Annotated in this window: 17 protein-coding genes; 5 read left to right on the plus strand and 12 right to left on the minus strand. The window is 70.6% G+C overall.

Features of this window, described 5'->3' with window-relative positions; all coding sequences use genetic code 11:
• Positions 1-28: 28 nt before the first annotated feature.
• Entirely contained in the window at positions 29-763 is a 735-nt protein-coding gene (locus AAH991_RS01765; protein WP_346223698.1) for a metallophosphoesterase, read from the plus strand.
• A 22-nt stretch (positions 764-785) separates the two neighbouring features.
• Here AAH991_RS01765 and AAH991_RS01770 read toward each other — a convergent pair whose 3' ends face one another.
• Positions 786-2,090 (minus strand): carotenoid oxygenase family protein, encoded by a 1,305-nt coding sequence (locus AAH991_RS01770; RefSeq protein WP_346223699.1) that lies wholly within the window; start codon positions 2,088-2,090, stop codon positions 786-788.
• Between the two features lie 36 nt (positions 2,091-2,126).
• Positions 2,127-2,684: a hypothetical protein gene (locus tag AAH991_RS01775; RefSeq protein ID WP_346223700.1), complete on the minus strand. Its 558-nt coding sequence runs from the start codon at positions 2,682-2,684 to the stop codon at positions 2,127-2,129.
• Between the two features lie 95 nt (positions 2,685-2,779).
• On the opposite strand from AAH991_RS01775, the gene AAH991_RS01780 reads away from it, so the two are divergent.
• Complete coding sequence (locus tag AAH991_RS01780; RefSeq protein ID WP_346223701.1) at positions 2,780-3,334, plus strand: PadR family transcriptional regulator; 555 nt, start codon at positions 2,780-2,782, stop codon at positions 3,332-3,334.
• Positions 3,335-3,422: 88 nt separating this feature from the next.
• On the opposite strand, the gene dnaB is transcribed toward AAH991_RS01780, so the two are convergent.
• Complete coding sequence (dnaB, locus tag AAH991_RS01785; protein ID WP_346224074.1) at positions 3,423-4,745, minus strand: replicative DNA helicase; 1,323 nt, start codon at positions 4,743-4,745, stop codon at positions 3,423-3,425.
• Between the two features lie 334 nt (positions 4,746-5,079).
• On the opposite strand from dnaB, the gene AAH991_RS01790 reads away from it, so the two are divergent.
• Entirely contained in the window at positions 5,080-6,408 is a 1,329-nt protein-coding gene (locus tag AAH991_RS01790) for an MATE family efflux transporter (protein ID WP_346223702.1), read from the plus strand.
• A 2-nt stretch (positions 6,409-6,410) separates the two neighbouring features.
• Here the strand turns inward: AAH991_RS01790 and AAH991_RS01795 are convergent, their stop codons facing one another.
• The 7 genes from AAH991_RS01795 to rpsF form a co-directional block, all read right to left on the minus strand.
• The gene (locus AAH991_RS01795; protein WP_346223703.1) at positions 6,411-7,154 is read right to left on the minus strand and encodes an amino acid ABC transporter ATP-binding protein; all 744 of its coding nucleotides are present in this window, start codon (positions 7,152-7,154) and stop codon (positions 6,411-6,413) included.
• Complete coding sequence (locus AAH991_RS01800) at positions 7,151-8,026, minus strand: amino acid ABC transporter permease (protein WP_346223704.1); 876 nt, start codon at positions 8,024-8,026, stop codon at positions 7,151-7,153. The genes AAH991_RS01795 and AAH991_RS01800 overlap by 4 nt, the downstream gene beginning before the upstream one ends.
• Positions 8,023-8,904, minus strand: coding sequence for an ABC transporter substrate-binding protein (locus AAH991_RS01805; RefSeq protein ID WP_346223705.1), 882 nt, complete (start codon positions 8,902-8,904; stop codon positions 8,023-8,025). The genes AAH991_RS01800 and AAH991_RS01805 overlap by 4 nt, the downstream gene beginning before the upstream one ends.
• Positions 8,905-9,075: 171 nt before the next feature.
• Positions 9,076-9,522 (minus strand): 50S ribosomal protein L9, encoded by a 447-nt coding sequence (gene rplI / locus AAH991_RS01810; protein ID WP_346223706.1) that lies wholly within the window; start codon positions 9,520-9,522, stop codon positions 9,076-9,078.
• 18 nt (positions 9,523-9,540) lie between these two features.
• Positions 9,541-9,777 carry a 30S ribosomal protein S18 gene (rpsR, locus tag AAH991_RS01815; RefSeq protein ID WP_030508621.1) on the minus strand — a complete coding sequence of 79 codons (237 nt, stop codon included), beginning with the start codon at positions 9,775-9,777 and terminating at the stop codon, positions 9,541-9,543.
• Between the two features lie 84 nt (positions 9,778-9,861).
• Positions 9,862-10,401, minus strand: a complete 540-nt coding sequence (locus tag AAH991_RS01820) for a single-stranded DNA-binding protein (RefSeq protein WP_346223707.1) — start codon at positions 10,399-10,401, stop codon at positions 9,862-9,864.
• Between the two features lie 102 nt (positions 10,402-10,503).
• Positions 10,504-10,794: a 30S ribosomal protein S6 gene (rpsF, locus tag AAH991_RS01825; RefSeq protein WP_142620127.1), complete on the minus strand. Its 291-nt coding sequence runs from the start codon at positions 10,792-10,794 to the stop codon at positions 10,504-10,506.
• A gap of 181 nt (positions 10,795-10,975) precedes the next feature.
• Here rpsF and AAH991_RS01830 point away from each other — a divergent pair, with 181 nt between their 5' ends.
• Positions 10,976-11,308: a hypothetical protein gene (locus AAH991_RS01830; RefSeq protein ID WP_346223708.1), complete on the plus strand. Its 333-nt coding sequence runs from the start codon at positions 10,976-10,978 to the stop codon at positions 11,306-11,308.
• Between the two features lie 11 nt (positions 11,309-11,319).
• Here AAH991_RS01830 and AAH991_RS01835 read toward each other — a convergent pair whose 3' ends face one another.
• Positions 11,320-11,496, minus strand: coding sequence for a hypothetical protein (locus tag AAH991_RS01835; RefSeq protein ID WP_193203926.1), 177 nt, complete (start codon positions 11,494-11,496; stop codon positions 11,320-11,322).
• Between the two features lie 185 nt (positions 11,497-11,681).
• Between AAH991_RS01835 and AAH991_RS01840 the strand changes: the two genes are divergently transcribed.
• Entirely contained in the window at positions 11,682-12,473 is a 792-nt protein-coding gene (locus AAH991_RS01840; protein WP_346223709.1) for a deoxyribonuclease IV, read from the plus strand.
• A gap of 43 nt (positions 12,474-12,516) precedes the next feature.
• On the opposite strand, the gene AAH991_RS01845 is transcribed toward AAH991_RS01840, so the two are convergent.
• Complete coding sequence (locus tag AAH991_RS01845; RefSeq protein WP_346223710.1) at positions 12,517-13,767, minus strand: glycosyltransferase 87 family protein; 1,251 nt, start codon at positions 13,765-13,767, stop codon at positions 12,517-12,519.
• Positions 13,768-13,850: the final 83 nt, after the last annotated feature.

Raw genomic sequence — 13,850 nt, forward strand, 5'->3', positions numbered from 1 at the left:
AGTCCCCACCATCGCCCGGAGGTAGCACATGCTCGTGCTGGCGCACGTCAGCGACATCCACATCGACGGAAGCGAGCGGAACACCTCGCGCGCCGCACGCGCGCTCACCTATGCCCGTTCGCTGCGGCCCGACGCCATCGTGCTCACCGGCGACCTGGCGGACCACGGCGCGATGGAGGAGTACGAGATCGTCCGCGAGCTGCTCTCCGGCGACGACGTGCCGCTCGTGCTGTGCCCCGGCAACCACGACGCGCGCGGCCACCTCCGCAAGGTCCTGCTGGAGCAGGACGGCGACCACCCGGTCAACCAGGCGCTCAACCTCGACCATGCGACGATCGCGCTGTGCGACTCCAGCATCCCCGGCCGGCCCGAGGGCGCGCTGGACGACGACACCCTGGCCTGGCTCGACTCCGTGCTCGCCGCCACGCCCGGCGTGCCGGCCTTCGTCGGCATGCATCACCCCGCCGTCCCGCTCGGCATCCCGTACGTCGACGGGATCCGGCTCGGGCGGCCGGAAGGGCTGGCCGAGGTCCTGGGCCGCCACCCGCACGCCATCGCGGTGCTGGCCGGGCACGCCCACACGGCCGCGGCCACGACGTTCGCCGGGCTGCCGCTGCTGGTCGCGCCGGGAGTGGTCAGCACCGCGCTGCTGCCGTCCGAGACTTCGGCACACCCGCCGGTCGACCACGACCTGCCGCCGGCCATCGCCCTGCACGTGCTCGACGACGGCCGGATCATCACGCACTACCGGCCCGTGCCCTGACGACCCGTGCCCTGACGACCCGTCAGGCGTCCGGAATCCACGAGCCGTGGAACCCGGCGGGCACCCGGCGCGGCAGCCGTACGGACGCCACCCGGGCCAGGTCCGACGCGTCGAGCACCAGCAGCTCCGCGCCGTGCTCGGTGCCCGCGATCGACAGCAGCCAGCCCTCGTCCTCGGCCTTCGCGTCCGAGGCGGGGACGAACACGGCCTCGCCGGGCGCGCGCTCGCCGGTCTCGTGCGCCCGGCTCACGCCGGTCGCGGTGTCGTACTTCAGGATCGCGCCCTTGCTGACGGCATAGATGTAACGGCTGGTCAGACCGGTGCGCGCCTCGTTGATCGTGGGAAACTCGACGTCCAGGTCGTCGAGCTGCTCGTCCTTGGCGACACCGGTGGCGGGGTCGAGGATCCAGCGGTGCAGGGCGGCGCCCCCGGTGTGGGCGGCCGGGTTGGCCGTGCCGCCGATGGTCGGCCAGAAGCCGCAGAACGCCCCCGGCGAGTAGCGCACGGCGTCGACGAGGACGCGCCCGTGCTCGTCCTCGCTCGCGTTGCCCACGTGGAAGACGTAGCAGGGGTCGATCTCGAACCACCGCACGTCGCCGGTCCTGCGGCTCATCACGCCCAGCCGCGCGCCGTAGGAGTCGTCCCACCGGTACGGCATGCCCCGGCCCACCAGGTCGAAGTCGAAGACGACCGGCAGGTCGAGCCACACCACGTGGTTCTCGGTGATCGCGAAGTCGTGGGCCATGGTCGGCCCGGGCACGTCCACCGGCCGGCTCTCCACCAGTTCGCCGCCCGCGGACAGGCGGTGGTAGGTGAGGTAGGGCTCGGCCCAGCCGTACCCGAAGAAGTGCAGCTCCCCGGTGACCGGGTCCTCCTTCGGGTGCGCGGTCATCGCCGTGGCCAGCCGCCCGCCGAAGTCGCACGGGCCGACCGTGTCGAGCTCCGGCGTCATCACGTACGGCAGGCCGTTCTCCACCAGCGCGAGGATCTTGTCGGCGTGCCGGATGACGTGCGTGTTGGCGGGAACGGCGGCGAGGTCCACGCCGCGCTCGTGCACGTAGGGCGCGCCGTCGAAGCGGGTGGTGCGCACCCAGCGGTTGCGGTACCACTCGGCCCGCCCGTCGCGCAGCCGGATGCCGTGGATCATGCCGTGGCCGACGAACCAGTGCCCCGGGTCCTCCCCGGGACGGGGGTTGGGGCCGTTGCGGAAGTAGCGGCCGGTGAGCTCGGGCGGCAGGGTCCCCTCGACGGGCAGGTCGAGGGCGTCGATCTCGTCGGGGACCGGGGCGAGGCGGCCGGTCAGGTAGGAGGCGGTCGGCTCTGTCATGTCGGGGGACTCCCTTCAGGCGGCGTAGCGGGCGCTTCAGGCGGCGTAACGGGCGCGGACGATCTGGGGGTAGCGGATGGTGAACAGGGCCGGCAGGGCGAAGCCGCAGACCTTCACCGCGATGATCGCGGCGGTGGCGTGCGGGGCCAGGGCGAACAGCAGGGCGAGGCCGGCCGCGTTCAGCGTGAACCCGGCGGCCCACACGGCGGTGATGACGGCGTTGACCCGCTGGAACAGCGGGGTCGCGTGCACCTCGGCGGGGGTGGTCCGGCGGGCGATGCCCAGCGTGAACGGCTTGCCGATGGCCAGCGACCCCCAGGCGGTGAGGGCCAGCCAGGCCACCGACACGGCCGGGCCGTACTCGCCGAAGGGCGCCGGCGAGACCGTGAACGCGATGAGCGTGAGACCGGCGAAGAAGACCCCCGAGCTCAGCTCGATGACCAACTCGTCCCAGCCGCGCCCCGCCCGGCGGTCGGCCGCGAGCAGCACGACCGAGACGAGGAGCGCGGCCGCGGCACCGATCCTGGCCTCACCGTTCGTGCTGAGGACGGCGAAGGCGATCCAGGGGAGGAAGGTGAGGACGTAACGGAGCACCGGGGGATTCCTTAGGTTCGACGTTCCATAAGTGACATGTCGAAAGTAGAACCTCCACTGGCGACATGTCAACACAGGAATGTACGATCGGACCCATGAGCCTTCGTCACGCCATGCTCGGCCTGCTCTCGGCCGGGCCCGCCAGCGGGTACGACCTGCTGAAGACCTTCGAGATCTCCCTGGCCAGCGTCTGGCCCGCCACCCAGAGCCAGCTCTACGCCGAGCTCGGCCGGCTGTCGAAGGAGGGCCTGGTGCGGGTCGTCGCGGAGGGCCCGCGCGGGCGCAAGGAGTACGAGATCACCGAGGAGGGTCACGCCGAGCTGCGCCACTGGCTCGTCGAGGTGTCACCCAACCAGACCCGGCGCAGCGACATGCTGCTGCGTGTCTTCTTCCTCGACCAGGTCGACGCCGAGGCCGCCCGCGGCTACCTGGAGCGGCTGGCCGAGCGGGCCGTCCACGAGCACGACCAGCTCCGCGGCATCCGCGAGTTCGTCATCAGCGAGGGCGACGACGCGCTGCGCCTGTACGGCGACATCGCGCTGGAGTGGGGTCTGCGCCTGACCGCCGCGCAGCGCGACTGGGCCGAGTGGGCGGCCGCCCGGGTGGCGGCGCTGGAGCAGCAGAAAGCCGGGCACACCACGGCCGAGTGACGAAACCTCCACGGGCCCGGCGGCGTCCGACGCCCCGCGCCGCCGCGCCTCGGGCGCTGCGGGCCGGCCGGGCGCCTCGGCCCGGTCGTCAGTGGGTGGCCATGTCGACGAAGCGGCTGTAGTGGCCCTGGAAGGCCACCGTGACCGTGGCCGTCGGGCCGTTACGGTGCTTGGCCACGATCAGGTCCGCCTCGCCAGCACGCGGTGACTCCCGCTCGTACGCGTCCTCCCGGTGCAGCAGGATGACCATGTCGGCGTCCTGCTCGATGGACCCCGATTCACGCAGGTCCGACACCTGTGGGCGCTTGTCCGTACGCTGCTCGGGACCACGGTTGAGCTGGGAGATCGCGATGACCGGCACCTCCAGCTCCTTGGCCAGCAGCTTCAGGGCCCGGGACAGCTCGGAGACCTCCTGCTGGCGGCTCTCGGTCTTCTTGGGCGAGCTCATGAGCTGGAGATAGTCGACGATCACGAAGCGCAGGTCGTGACGCTGCTTCAGGCGGCGGCACTTCGCCCGGATCTCCATCATCGACATGTTCGGGGAGTCGTCGATGAACAGCGGCGCCTCGGCGACCTCGCCCATCCGGCGGGCCATCCGCGTCCAGTCGTCGTCGCTCATCATGCCCGAGCGCATGGTGTGCAGCGCCACCCGCGCCTCGGCCGACAGCAGACGCATGGTGATCTCGTTGCGCGACATCTCCAGCGAGAAGATGACCGTGGTCATCCCATGCTTGATCGCCGCGGATCGGGCGAAATCCAGACCTAGGGTGCTTTTTCCGATTGCGGGACGGGCGGCCACGACGATCATCTGGCCGGGGTGGAGGCCGTTCGTCAGGGCGTCGAGGTCCTGGAAGCCGGTCGGGACGCCGACCATCTGTCCGCCCCGGCTGCCGATGGCCTCGATCTCGTCCAGCGCCGACGGCATGATCTCCGCCAGCGGGAGGTAGTCCTCGGAGGTGCGGCGCTCAGTGACCTTGTAGATCTCGGCCTGGGCGCGGTCGACCAGGTCGTCGACCTCCTCGCCCTGGCCGCCGTACCCGTAGGAGACGATGCGGGTGCCCGCCTCGATGAGGCGGCGCAGGACGGCCTGCTCCCGGACGATCTTCGCGTAGTAGCCGGCGTTCGCGGCAGTGGGCACGATCGCGGTCAGCGTGTGCAGGTAGGCGCCGCCGCCGACGCGGGCGACCTCGCCGCGCTTTTGCAGCTCGTCGAAGACGGTCACCGAGTCGGCGGGCTCGCCCCGGCCGTACAGGTCGGTGATCACTTCGAAGACGATCTGATGGGCGGGCCGGTAGAAGTCGTCGGCGCGCAGCACCTCGATCACGTCGGCGATGGCGTCCTTGGACAGCAGCATGCCGCCCAGCACCGACTGCTCGGCCTCGATGTTGTGCGGCGGCGTCCGCTCGAACATCGAGTCGGAGCCTCCCGGTCCCCCCGGGAAGTCGAGCACGCTCACCTCACACCCCCTGCCCGGTGGTCACAGCATCACCAACCCGGTGCGCAAGTCTCCCCAAGCGCAGGGGTGAGCGGCAACTTGACCAGTGGACAACCCTGTGGACAACGTGTGCAGTCCGTGCGTGCGACATGTGAAAACCCTGGGGACGACCCTGTGGACAGAGATGTGGCCGCAGCCCGGAAGCCCGCTCCCACCTGGGATTTCGGTATCCACGGCCTGTGGAAGGAAGAAACTCATCGAAGTTTTTGATACCGATCGAGCATGGCTCCGTAAGCCGCAAAATAGGCTTATGCCACTTACCTCCGGAACGGGACACGGCCGTGCCCACGACAGGGAGATCCTCAGGCTCGCGATCCCGGCGTTCGGGGCACTGGTAGCCGAGCCGCTCTTCCTGCTCACCGACTCCGCCATCGTCGGCCACCTCCCCGATCCTGCGCTCGGCGCTCTCGGCGTGGCCAGCGCGGCCCTGTCCGCTCTCGTCGGGCTGTGCGTGTTCCTCGCGTACGCCACCACGGCCGCGGTCGCACGGCGGCTGGGGGCGGGGGACGTCAGGCAGGCGATGCGCCAGGGGATGGACGGCCTGTGGCTGGCCGCGATCATCGGTCTGGCCGTCAGCGTGGCGTGCTGGCCTCTTGCTCCGTTTATCGTACACCTGTTCGGAGCGACGGGCGAGCTCGCCGCGCAGGCCGTCACCTATCTGCGCATCAGCCTCCTGGGCACCCCCGGCATGCTGCTGATCCTCGCCGGCACCGGCGTGCTGCGCGGGCTGCAGGACACCCGAACGCCGCTGGCCGTGTCCGTCGCGTCGTTCGCGCTCAACGGCCTGCTCAACATCTGGTTCGTGCTCGGCCTGGGCTGGGGGATCGCCGGGTCGGCCTGGGGCACGGTCGTCGCCCAGTCCCTGGCCGCCGCTACCTACCTCACGCTGGTCGTGCGGACCGCCCGCGCGCACGGCGCCTCGCTGCTGCCCGACCTCCCCGGGGTGCGGGCCGCGGGCGCCGCCGGGTTCGCCCTGGTCGTGCGTACGGCATGCCTGCAGGCCGTGCTGCTGGTCGCGACTTCGCTCGCCACCCGGATGGGCGACGACCAGATCGGCGCGCACACGATCGCCGCCCGGATCTGGACGTTCCTCGCCTTCGCCCTCGACGCCATCGCCATCGCGGGGCAGGCCATCACGGGCCGGGCGCTGGGCGCGGGCGACACCGAGCGCACCCGCGCGGCCACCCGGCGCATGGTCATCTGGGGCGTCGCGTGCGGCGTCGTCTTCTGCGCCGCCGTCCTGCTGGCGCGCCCGCTGGTCCCCGCCCTGTTCGACGCGCAGGGCGAGACGGCCGCCGAGCTGCTCGCCGTGCTGTGGCCGGTCGCGCTGCTGCAGCCGGTCGCGGGCGTCGTGTTCGTCCTGGACGGGGTCCTCATCGGGGCGGGCGACCAGCGCTACCTGGCCTGGGCGGGGCTGTGGACGACGCTGGCCTACCTGCCGTTCGCCGCCGTCGCCGGCAGCCTGGTCGGCCTGTGGCTCGCGCTCGGCGCCTGGATGGCCGCCCGGCTCGTCACGCTCTCCCTCCGCGCGTACGGAACCGCCTGGATGGTCACCGGGGCCTCGCGGACCGCCGCCTGATCTCACATGCGGCGGGCCTCCAGCACGCGCTGGAGGAACGCCCGGGTGCGAGGGTGCTCCGGCGAGCTGAAGATCTGCTCGGGCGGACCGCTCTCCAGCAGCACGCCACCCTCCAGGAAGCACACGGTGTCGGCGATGTCCCGGGCGAAGCCCATCTCGTGAGTGGCCAGGATCATCGTCATCCCGGTCTCCTTGAGCTCGCGGATCACGCCGAGCACCTCGGTGACCAGCGTGGGGTCGAGCGCGGAGGTGACCTCGTCGAGCAGGAGCAGGCGGGGGCCGGTCGCGACCGCGCGGATGACGGCCACCCGCTGCTGCTGACCACCGGACAGGCGGTCGGGATACTCCCCCGCCTTGTCGGCCAGCCCGAACCGGTCGAGCAGCTCCCGTGCCCGGGCCTCGGCCTCCTCCGGCCGCACGCCGTGCACCTTGCGCGGCGCGAGCGTGATGTTGTCGAGCACGGTCATGTGCGGGAACAGGTTGTAGGCCTGGAACACCATCCCGATGCGGCGGCGGACGTCGTCCGCGTCGGTGCGGACGTCGGTGATCTCGGTGCCGTCGAGGTAGACGGCACCGTCGTCGATCGACTCCAGCAGGTTGACGCAGCGCAGCAGCGTCGACTTGCCCGAGCCGGAGGCTCCGATCAGGCAGACCACCTCGTGCGGCGCGACCTCCAGGTCAATGCCGCGCAGCACGCTCAGCCCGTGATAGTGCTTCCAGACGCCCTCGACCTTGAGCAGGCTCATGCCGTTCCGCCTCCCGTCTGGCGCCGGACGGCCCGGGCGGCGAGATGATCGGTGAACCGGGCCATCGGCACCGTCAGCGCGATGAACAGCAGCGCGGCCGCCAGATAGGGCGTGTAGTTGAAGTCGTATTGGGCATGGATCCCGGCCTGCCGCAGCGCCTCCAGTGGGCCGATCACGGAGACCAGAGCGGTGTCCTTCTGGAGCGAGACGAAGTCGTTGAGCAACGGCGGAACCACCCGGCGCACCGCCTGCGGCAGCACCACATAACGCAGGGTCTGCCCTTGTGTGAGCGCCAGCGACCGCGCCGCCGCCCGCTGGCTCGGGTGCACCGACTCGATCCCCGCACGGAATACCTCCGCGACGTACGCGCTGTAAGACAGCACCAGCGCGATGATGCCGAGCGTGACCGGGTCGCGCGGCGTGCCCTGCAGTTCGAGTGCCGGGATGCCGAACCCGACCAGGTAGATGAGCAGGATGGTCGGGATGCCGCGGAAGACGTCGGTGTAGAGCACGGCGAGCGCGCGCAGCGGGAAGAACACCGGCGCCCGCAGGCCGCGGACCAGCGCGACGAGGAGCCCCAGCACCAGGATGAACACCTCGGCGACGAGGAACATCTCGATGTTGAGCAGGAACCCGCGCAGCACGTCGGGCAGTGCCTTCGCGAACGCCTCGGGACTGAAGAAGGTCGCCTGCACCCGCGGCCAGCCGGGCGACTTGGTGATCACGACGACCAGGGCGACCACCACGACGATCGTGGACGCGGTGGCGACCGAGACCGACCGCCGCCCGCGGGCGCGCAGCTCCGCCTCCCGGCGACGCTGCCGCTCGCTCTTCACCCACAAGGGCGAGCCGGCGGCCTCCCCCTCGGTCACTTCAGCTCCGGCGCGCCCGCGGCGGCGGTCAGCCACTGGCTTTCGATCTGCGCGAGGTGACCGGACGACTTCAGCTCACCGAGCGCCTTGTCCACGCAGCTCACCAGCGGGCTGCCCTTCTGGAACAGCAGGCCGAACTCCTCGGGCTGCCCGCCGTTCGCGGCGAACTGGCCCACGATTTTCGAGCCCTCCACCTGGGCGGCGGTGACGTAGAAGGCGGTCGGCAGGTCGACGACGATGGCGTCGATCTGCTTGTTCTTCAGCGCGTTGACCGCGTCGACCTGCTGGTTGAACACGCTCGGGTCCTTGGCGGGCTGGATGACCGACCGCACCGCCTCCAGCGCGGTGGTGCCGGCCTGCACGCCGATCTTGGCGTCCTTGAGCTCGGCGAGGCTCGTGGCGGAGGCGAACTTCGTGCCGCCGAGGGCCACCACGCTCTGCTTGACCGTGTAGTAGCCCTGACTGAAGTCGACGGCCTTGGCCCGGCTGGGGGTGATGGAGACCTGGTTGACGTCGAAGTCGAACTGCTTGGGCCCTGGGGCGAACGACGAGTCGAACGGCACGACCGTCCAGGCGACCTCGTCCTTGGTGAAGCCCATCTTCTCGGCCACCGCGTAGGCGACCGCGCTCTCGAAGCCCTGCCCGTTGGCGGGATCGTCATCCTTGAACCACGGCTCGTACGCCGGCTTGTCGGTGCCGATCGTGAGCTTGCCCGGGGTGGTGAGCTTCAGGCTCTCCTTGGCGCACGCGTTCGCGGCCGCGGATCCGGCCGGGCTCGCGGCGCCGCTCGCGGTGGTGGAGGTGTCGTTCGCCGGTGCGCAGGCGGCGGCCGCCAGCACAAGGGCGCCGGACGCCAGCAGGAGAGTAGGACGGCGCATCACAGCCTCCATCGGGGGGACTTACCACGAAATCCGCTGAATCGGACGGCAAGATACTAGCGTTCCGTATAACCCTTGTTTACCTGAGGGGAATCTCCCCCGCCTCGGCGGAACCGCGAAGGGCCCCTCTCCGACGTGCGGAGAAGGGCCCTCGACGGACTGCTGCGGGTGTCAGCCCGCGACCACCTCGACATCGAGGGTGGCGGCGACCTCCGGGTGCAGCCGGACGCTCACCTTGTGGGTGCCGACGCTCTTGATCGCGTTACCGATCTCGATGCGACGGCGGTCGAGCTGCGGACCGCCGGCGGCCTTGACGGCCTCGGCGATGTCGCCGGTCGTGATCGAGCCGAACAGCCGGCCCGACTCGCCCGCGCGGGTCTTGAGCCGCACCTTGAGGGCGCCGAGCTGGCCGGCGACCTCCTTGGCGGAGCCCAGGTCACGGATCTCGCGGGCGGCACGCGCCTTCTTCAGCGAGGCGACCTGCGACTCGGCGCCGCGGGTCCACCGGATGGCGAAGCCACGGGGAATGAGGTAGTTGCGGCCGTAGCCGTCCTTGACCTCGACGATGTCGCCGGGGGCGCCGAGGCCGGAGACCTCAGTGGTGAGGATGAGCTTCATTGTCCTGAGTCTCCTTTCTCAGCGCGCGGTGCTCGTGTACGGCAGCAGGGCCATCTCACGGGCGTTCTTGATAGCGGTCGCCACGTCGCGCTGGTGCTGGGTGCAGTTGCCCGTCACCCGGCGGGCACGGATCTTGCCGCGGTCGGAGATGAACTTCCGCAGCAGCCCCGTGTCCTTGTAGTCGACGTAGGAGATCTTGTCGTGGCAGAAAAGGCAAACCTTCTTCTTTGGCTTGCGAATCGCCGGCTTCGCCATCGTGGTGCTCCTCTCAGAGCCCCGCATGAAGCGGGAATGGTCGCTCGGTTGTGTTTACAGTGGTTGGGACCGGAAGGGCCCGACCTAGAAGGGCGGCTCGTCGCTGAAGTCGCCGCCGAAGCCGCCACCGCCCTGCGGGCCGCCGCCGAAGCCGCCGCCACCGCCGCCGCCGAAGCCCCCCTGGGGAGCGGGCGCCGCGGTCGCCCACGGGTCGTTCGCCGGGCCGCCGAAGCCGCCGCCACCACCACCGCCCTGGCGCGTGGTCTTGTTGACCTTCGCCGTGGCGTTGCGGAGCGAGGGGCCGACCTCGTCGACCTCGACCTCGTAGACCGTGCGCTTCTCGCCTTCCTTGGTCTCGTACGACCGTTGGCGCAGCCGTCCCTGCACGATCACCCGCATGCCGCGCTGGAGGCTCTCGGCGACGTTCTCCGCCGCCTGCCGCCAGACGTTGCAGGTGAGGAACAGGCCCTCGCCGTCCTTCCACTCGTTGGTCTGCCTGTCGAGGAACCGCGGAGTGGACGCGATGCGGAACCGGGCCACGGCCTGCCCCGTGGGGGTGAAGCGCAGCTCCGGGTCGTCGACAAGGTTGCCGACGATGGTGATCTGTGTGTCGCCTGCTGCCATCGGTCGCTTTCGCCTTCCTATCCCGTCAGCTGAGCCGTCAAGGGCTCAGAGTACGGCCCGGGCCCGACAAACCGCCGGGCTTCGGGGTTGTGCCAGTTGAGCTCAGTGAAGCTCGGGGCGGATGACCTTGGTGCGGAGGATGCCCTCGTTCAGGTTGAGCTGGCGGTCCAGCTCCTTCACGGTGGCGGGCTCGGCGGTCAGGTCGACCACGGCGTAGATGCCCTCGGACTTCTTCGCGATGTCGTAGGACAGGCGGCGACGGCCCCAGACGTCGACCTTCTCCACGGTGCCGCCGTCGTTGCGGACGACACTGAGGAACTGGTCGAGCGACGGCTGCACGGTGCGCTCGTCGAGGGACGGGTCGAGAATGACCATCATCTCGTAGCGACGCATGAGTGATCCAACCTCCTCTGGACTCTTGCGGTCACGACGCCTTGCCGTGACAGGAGGACCCTGCGCTTCGGCCGGGCGGCGATGCCCCCGGCCCTTATCAGACGCAGTCGAATAAGGCTACCAGCCCCTTGGCCTCACCCGTTCCGAAGAGCGAAACTGGAGGTCGGAGAGGGGGTAGGCGATGCCAGACGCCGTCGGCCGGAAAAGAGGGCACCCCGTCCACCTCACGTTGAACACGGACGGCAGGCCGCACCCGGCGGAGAACGCGATGACGATCGCGACGCTGGTGTGCGGCCTGGTGGCGTTCGTCACGGGCTTCATCGTGACGGCCCACATGATCGCGTCATGGGTGGGCGCGATCGGGTTCTGGGGCGGGCTGTACGCCCAGTTCGTCTCGTCGACCACGAGACAGCGCGCGCTGATCATCGTGGGAGTCGTGGGGTCGTTCGTCGGCGCCGCGCTGGGGATTGCGCACGGCGGCTTCTTCCCCCGCGGGTTCTCACTGCGCGGCTGAGAAGCGGCGGCTCAGCCGCCGATGTGCAGGTCGACGCCGAGCAGCACGAGGAACCACAGGAAGACCGCGATCAGGGCCTGGGCGACCTGCTTGAGGAGAGTGGGGGTGATGTAGTCGTGGAGCCAGGCCACGTAGAGCCCGACGAGGATGTAGATGAGGAGGATGAAGCTGCCTAAGCGATATCTCATGCTCGTCTCCTTGAGGACGAAGTAGTATCGCGCGCGGGTTCTGGGGGCGCGTGACACGCGACTGCCCTGATTCGCGCCTCTGAAACAGCGCGCCCTCTTGAAACGCTCTTGGAGAGCGCCTAGAGTTCGCCCTTCGCGTCGGCGGCCCCCTTTCTCATCCAGGCAAGCAGTGTTGGAGGAACGGCATGGACAGCCACATCGGCGCCCGCCCGCGGATCGGGGCCCACGTCGACCAGGACGACCCGCTCGCGCACGCGGCCGCCCGCGACGCCGACGTGGTGCAGTTCTTCCTCGGCGACCCCCAGGGGTGGAAGAGCCCGGCGACGCCCGCCACCGCCGACGCCCTGCGCGCGTCGGACGTGGACGTCTACGTGCACGCGCCGTACGTCATCAACGTGGCCACGGCCAACAACCGCATCCGCATTCCGAGCCGCAAGCTGCTCGACGCGCACCTCAAGGCGGCGGCGGCCATCGGCGCCAAGGGCCTGATCGTCCACGGCGGGCACGTCAACGCCGGCGACGACCCCCAGACCGGCTTCGACAACTGGCGCAAGGTCTTCGAGCGCACCGAGTGCCCGATCCCGGTGCTGATCGAGAACACGGCCGGCGGCGGCAACGCGATGGCGCGCAAGCTGGAGCGCATCGCCCGGCTGTGGGACGCCGTGACGGCCGGCGCCCCCGACCCTTCGGTGGTCGGCTTCTGCCTGGACACCTGCCACTTCCACGCGGGCGGCGAGGAGCTCGCCGGGCTCGTGGAGCGGGTGAAGGCGATCACCGGCCGCATCGACCTCATCCACTGCAACGACTCGCGGGACGCCTTCGACTCCGGCGCCGACCGGCACGCCAACCTCGGCAGCGGGCAGATCGACCCCGAGTTGATCCTGGAGGTCTGCCGGACGGCCGGGGCGCCGATCGTGGTCGAGACGCCGTTCGAGGGCCAGGCCGACGACATCGCGTACCTGCGCAAGCACCTGTAGACGACCGTCCACAGCCTGTGGACAACTCTGCGGATTGAGAACCTCAGGCAGTGGGTACCGCTGCCTGAAGGCTCCACTCGCCCCGTACCCGTCGGGGCCTGCGCGTGGCGCGCCACAGCTGCACGTACGACGTGACCGCCGCGGCCAGGACGACGAGGTTGCGCACGACCAGCACGAGCGTCCCCGGCAGGGAGCCCGTCCAGCTGTAGTCCAGCTCCATCCAGGGGTACATGACCCCCGTCAGCAGCGCCGCGACCAGGACGAGCAGGGCGGCGGGCCGCTGCGTCGGGCCGCGCCGGTCGCGCCGCACCGACAGGATGACGGCGGCGACGCCGACCACCCACACGAGATACTGCGGCGACAGCACGCGGCTGGTGGCGACCAGGAAGAGCACGGTGGTGAGCGCGGCGTCGTGATACGACCGCGGGCTCGGGGCCGCGCGCAGCCACCACACACCGATCAGCGCCAGCGCCACCGGGGTGGCGGCCAGGCTCACCAGCGCCGCGGCGTGCGCGCCGGGGCCCACGACCTCCATCGCGCCGTGCTGGTAGGTGGTGTAGCCGTCCCACCAGCCGAGGGCCCGGGCGAGCGCGAACGGCGTGGCGGCCAGCGATTCGATCTGCAGGCCCCGCTCCTCCTGCGCGGTCAGGAAGTCCAGCGCGTGCGGCACGAGCAGGGCGGTCACCCCGCATCCCGCCACGGCGACGGCGAGCGTGAGCCCGGACGCGGTCAGCAGCTCGCGCCAGCGCCGCAGGCCGGCGAGCAGCGCGACCGGCCACGCCTTCACCAGGAGCCCGACGCCGATGAGCGACCCGCGCACCGCCGGGCCGGCCGACGTCGTCAGCGCCAGCACCGCCACGAGCGTGACCATGAGGTCGTACCGGGCGAGGAGCACCGGGCCGAGCAGGGCCGCGCCGACGGTCCACGCCCACGGACCCGTACGGCCGCCGCCGCGGCGCGGGCCGAAGGATCGCGAGGCGGAGAACCGCCACAGCAGGAGCAGGACCGCGAGGTCGCACAGCAGCGCCAGCAGGGAGAAGGCGACGTGGTAGTCCAGCGGCACCAGGCGGGGGGCGAGCAGCGGCAGCGCCGCGAACGGCGGATACTGCCACTTCTCGTCCCCCGCCGGGAACTCTCCCTCGGCCAGGATGCCGGACCAGTCGCGGTAGAGCGTGACGTCGTTGGTGAAGGCCTCGCCGTGCCCTGTGGGGATGGTCTGGGTCGCGACGAGGAGGAGCGCCCCCCGGGTCGCCGCCCAGACAAGCAGCAGGAGCCATGGCGGCCTCCGGCGCATCGCCGTCTCCCCCGTTCGTCGCACGCACTCTCACGCGACGTTACGCGACGCCCCGGCTCGGACGGCTCCCGCCCGCCGCGACG

The sequence above is a fragment of the Microbispora sp. ZYX-F-249 genome (genome assembly GCF_039649665.1).
Taxonomy (GTDB): Bacteria; Actinomycetota; Actinomycetes; order Streptosporangiales; family Streptosporangiaceae; genus Microbispora; species Microbispora maris.

Bases quoted from the DNA above. Each gene is read 5' to 3' on its own strand.
- AAH991_RS01835 (WP_193203926.1), bottom strand. From the start codon at position 11,496: ATGAGATATCGCTTAGGCAGCTTCATCCTCCTCATCTACATCCTCGTC.
- AAH991_RS01770 (WP_346223699.1), bottom strand. From the start codon at position 2,090: ATGACAGAGCCGACCGCCTCCTACCTGACCGGCCGCCTCGCCCCGGTC.
- AAH991_RS01845 (WP_346223710.1), bottom strand. From the start codon at position 13,767: ATGCGCCGGAGGCCGCCATGGCTCCTGCTGCTTGTCTGGGCGGCGACC.
- AAH991_RS01840 (WP_346223709.1), top strand. From the start codon at position 11,682: ATGGACAGCCACATCGGCGCCCGCCCGCGGATCGGGGCCCACGTCGAC.
- AAH991_RS01765 (WP_346223698.1), top strand. From the start codon at position 29: ATGCTCGTGCTGGCGCACGTCAGCGACATCCACATCGACGGAAGCGAG.
- rpsR (WP_030508621.1), bottom strand. From the start codon at position 9,777: ATGGCGAAGCCGGCGATTCGCAAGCCAAAGAAGAAGGTTTGCCTTTTC.
- AAH991_RS01780 (WP_346223701.1), top strand. From the start codon at position 2,780: ATGAGCCTTCGTCACGCCATGCTCGGCCTGCTCTCGGCCGGGCCCGCC.
- AAH991_RS01795 (WP_346223703.1), bottom strand. From the start codon at position 7,154: ATGAGCCTGCTCAAGGTCGAGGGCGTCTGGAAGCACTATCACGGGCTG.
- rplI (WP_346223706.1), bottom strand. From the start codon at position 9,522: ATGAAGCTCATCCTCACCACTGAGGTCTCCGGCCTCGGCGCCCCCGGC.
- rpsF (WP_142620127.1), bottom strand. From the start codon at position 10,794: ATGCGTCGCTACGAGATGATGGTCATTCTCGACCCGTCCCTCGACGAG.
- dnaB (WP_346224074.1), bottom strand. From the start codon at position 4,745: ATGTTCGAGCGGACGCCGCCGCACAACATCGAGGCCGAGCAGTCGGTG.
- AAH991_RS01805 (WP_346223705.1), bottom strand. From the start codon at position 8,904: ATGCGCCGTCCTACTCTCCTGCTGGCGTCCGGCGCCCTTGTGCTGGCG.
- AAH991_RS01790 (WP_346223702.1), top strand. From the start codon at position 5,080: ATGCCACTTACCTCCGGAACGGGACACGGCCGTGCCCACGACAGGGAG.
- AAH991_RS01830 (WP_346223708.1), top strand. From the start codon at position 10,976: ATGCCAGACGCCGTCGGCCGGAAAAGAGGGCACCCCGTCCACCTCACG.
- AAH991_RS01820 (WP_346223707.1), bottom strand. From the start codon at position 10,401: ATGGCAGCAGGCGACACACAGATCACCATCGTCGGCAACCTTGTCGAC.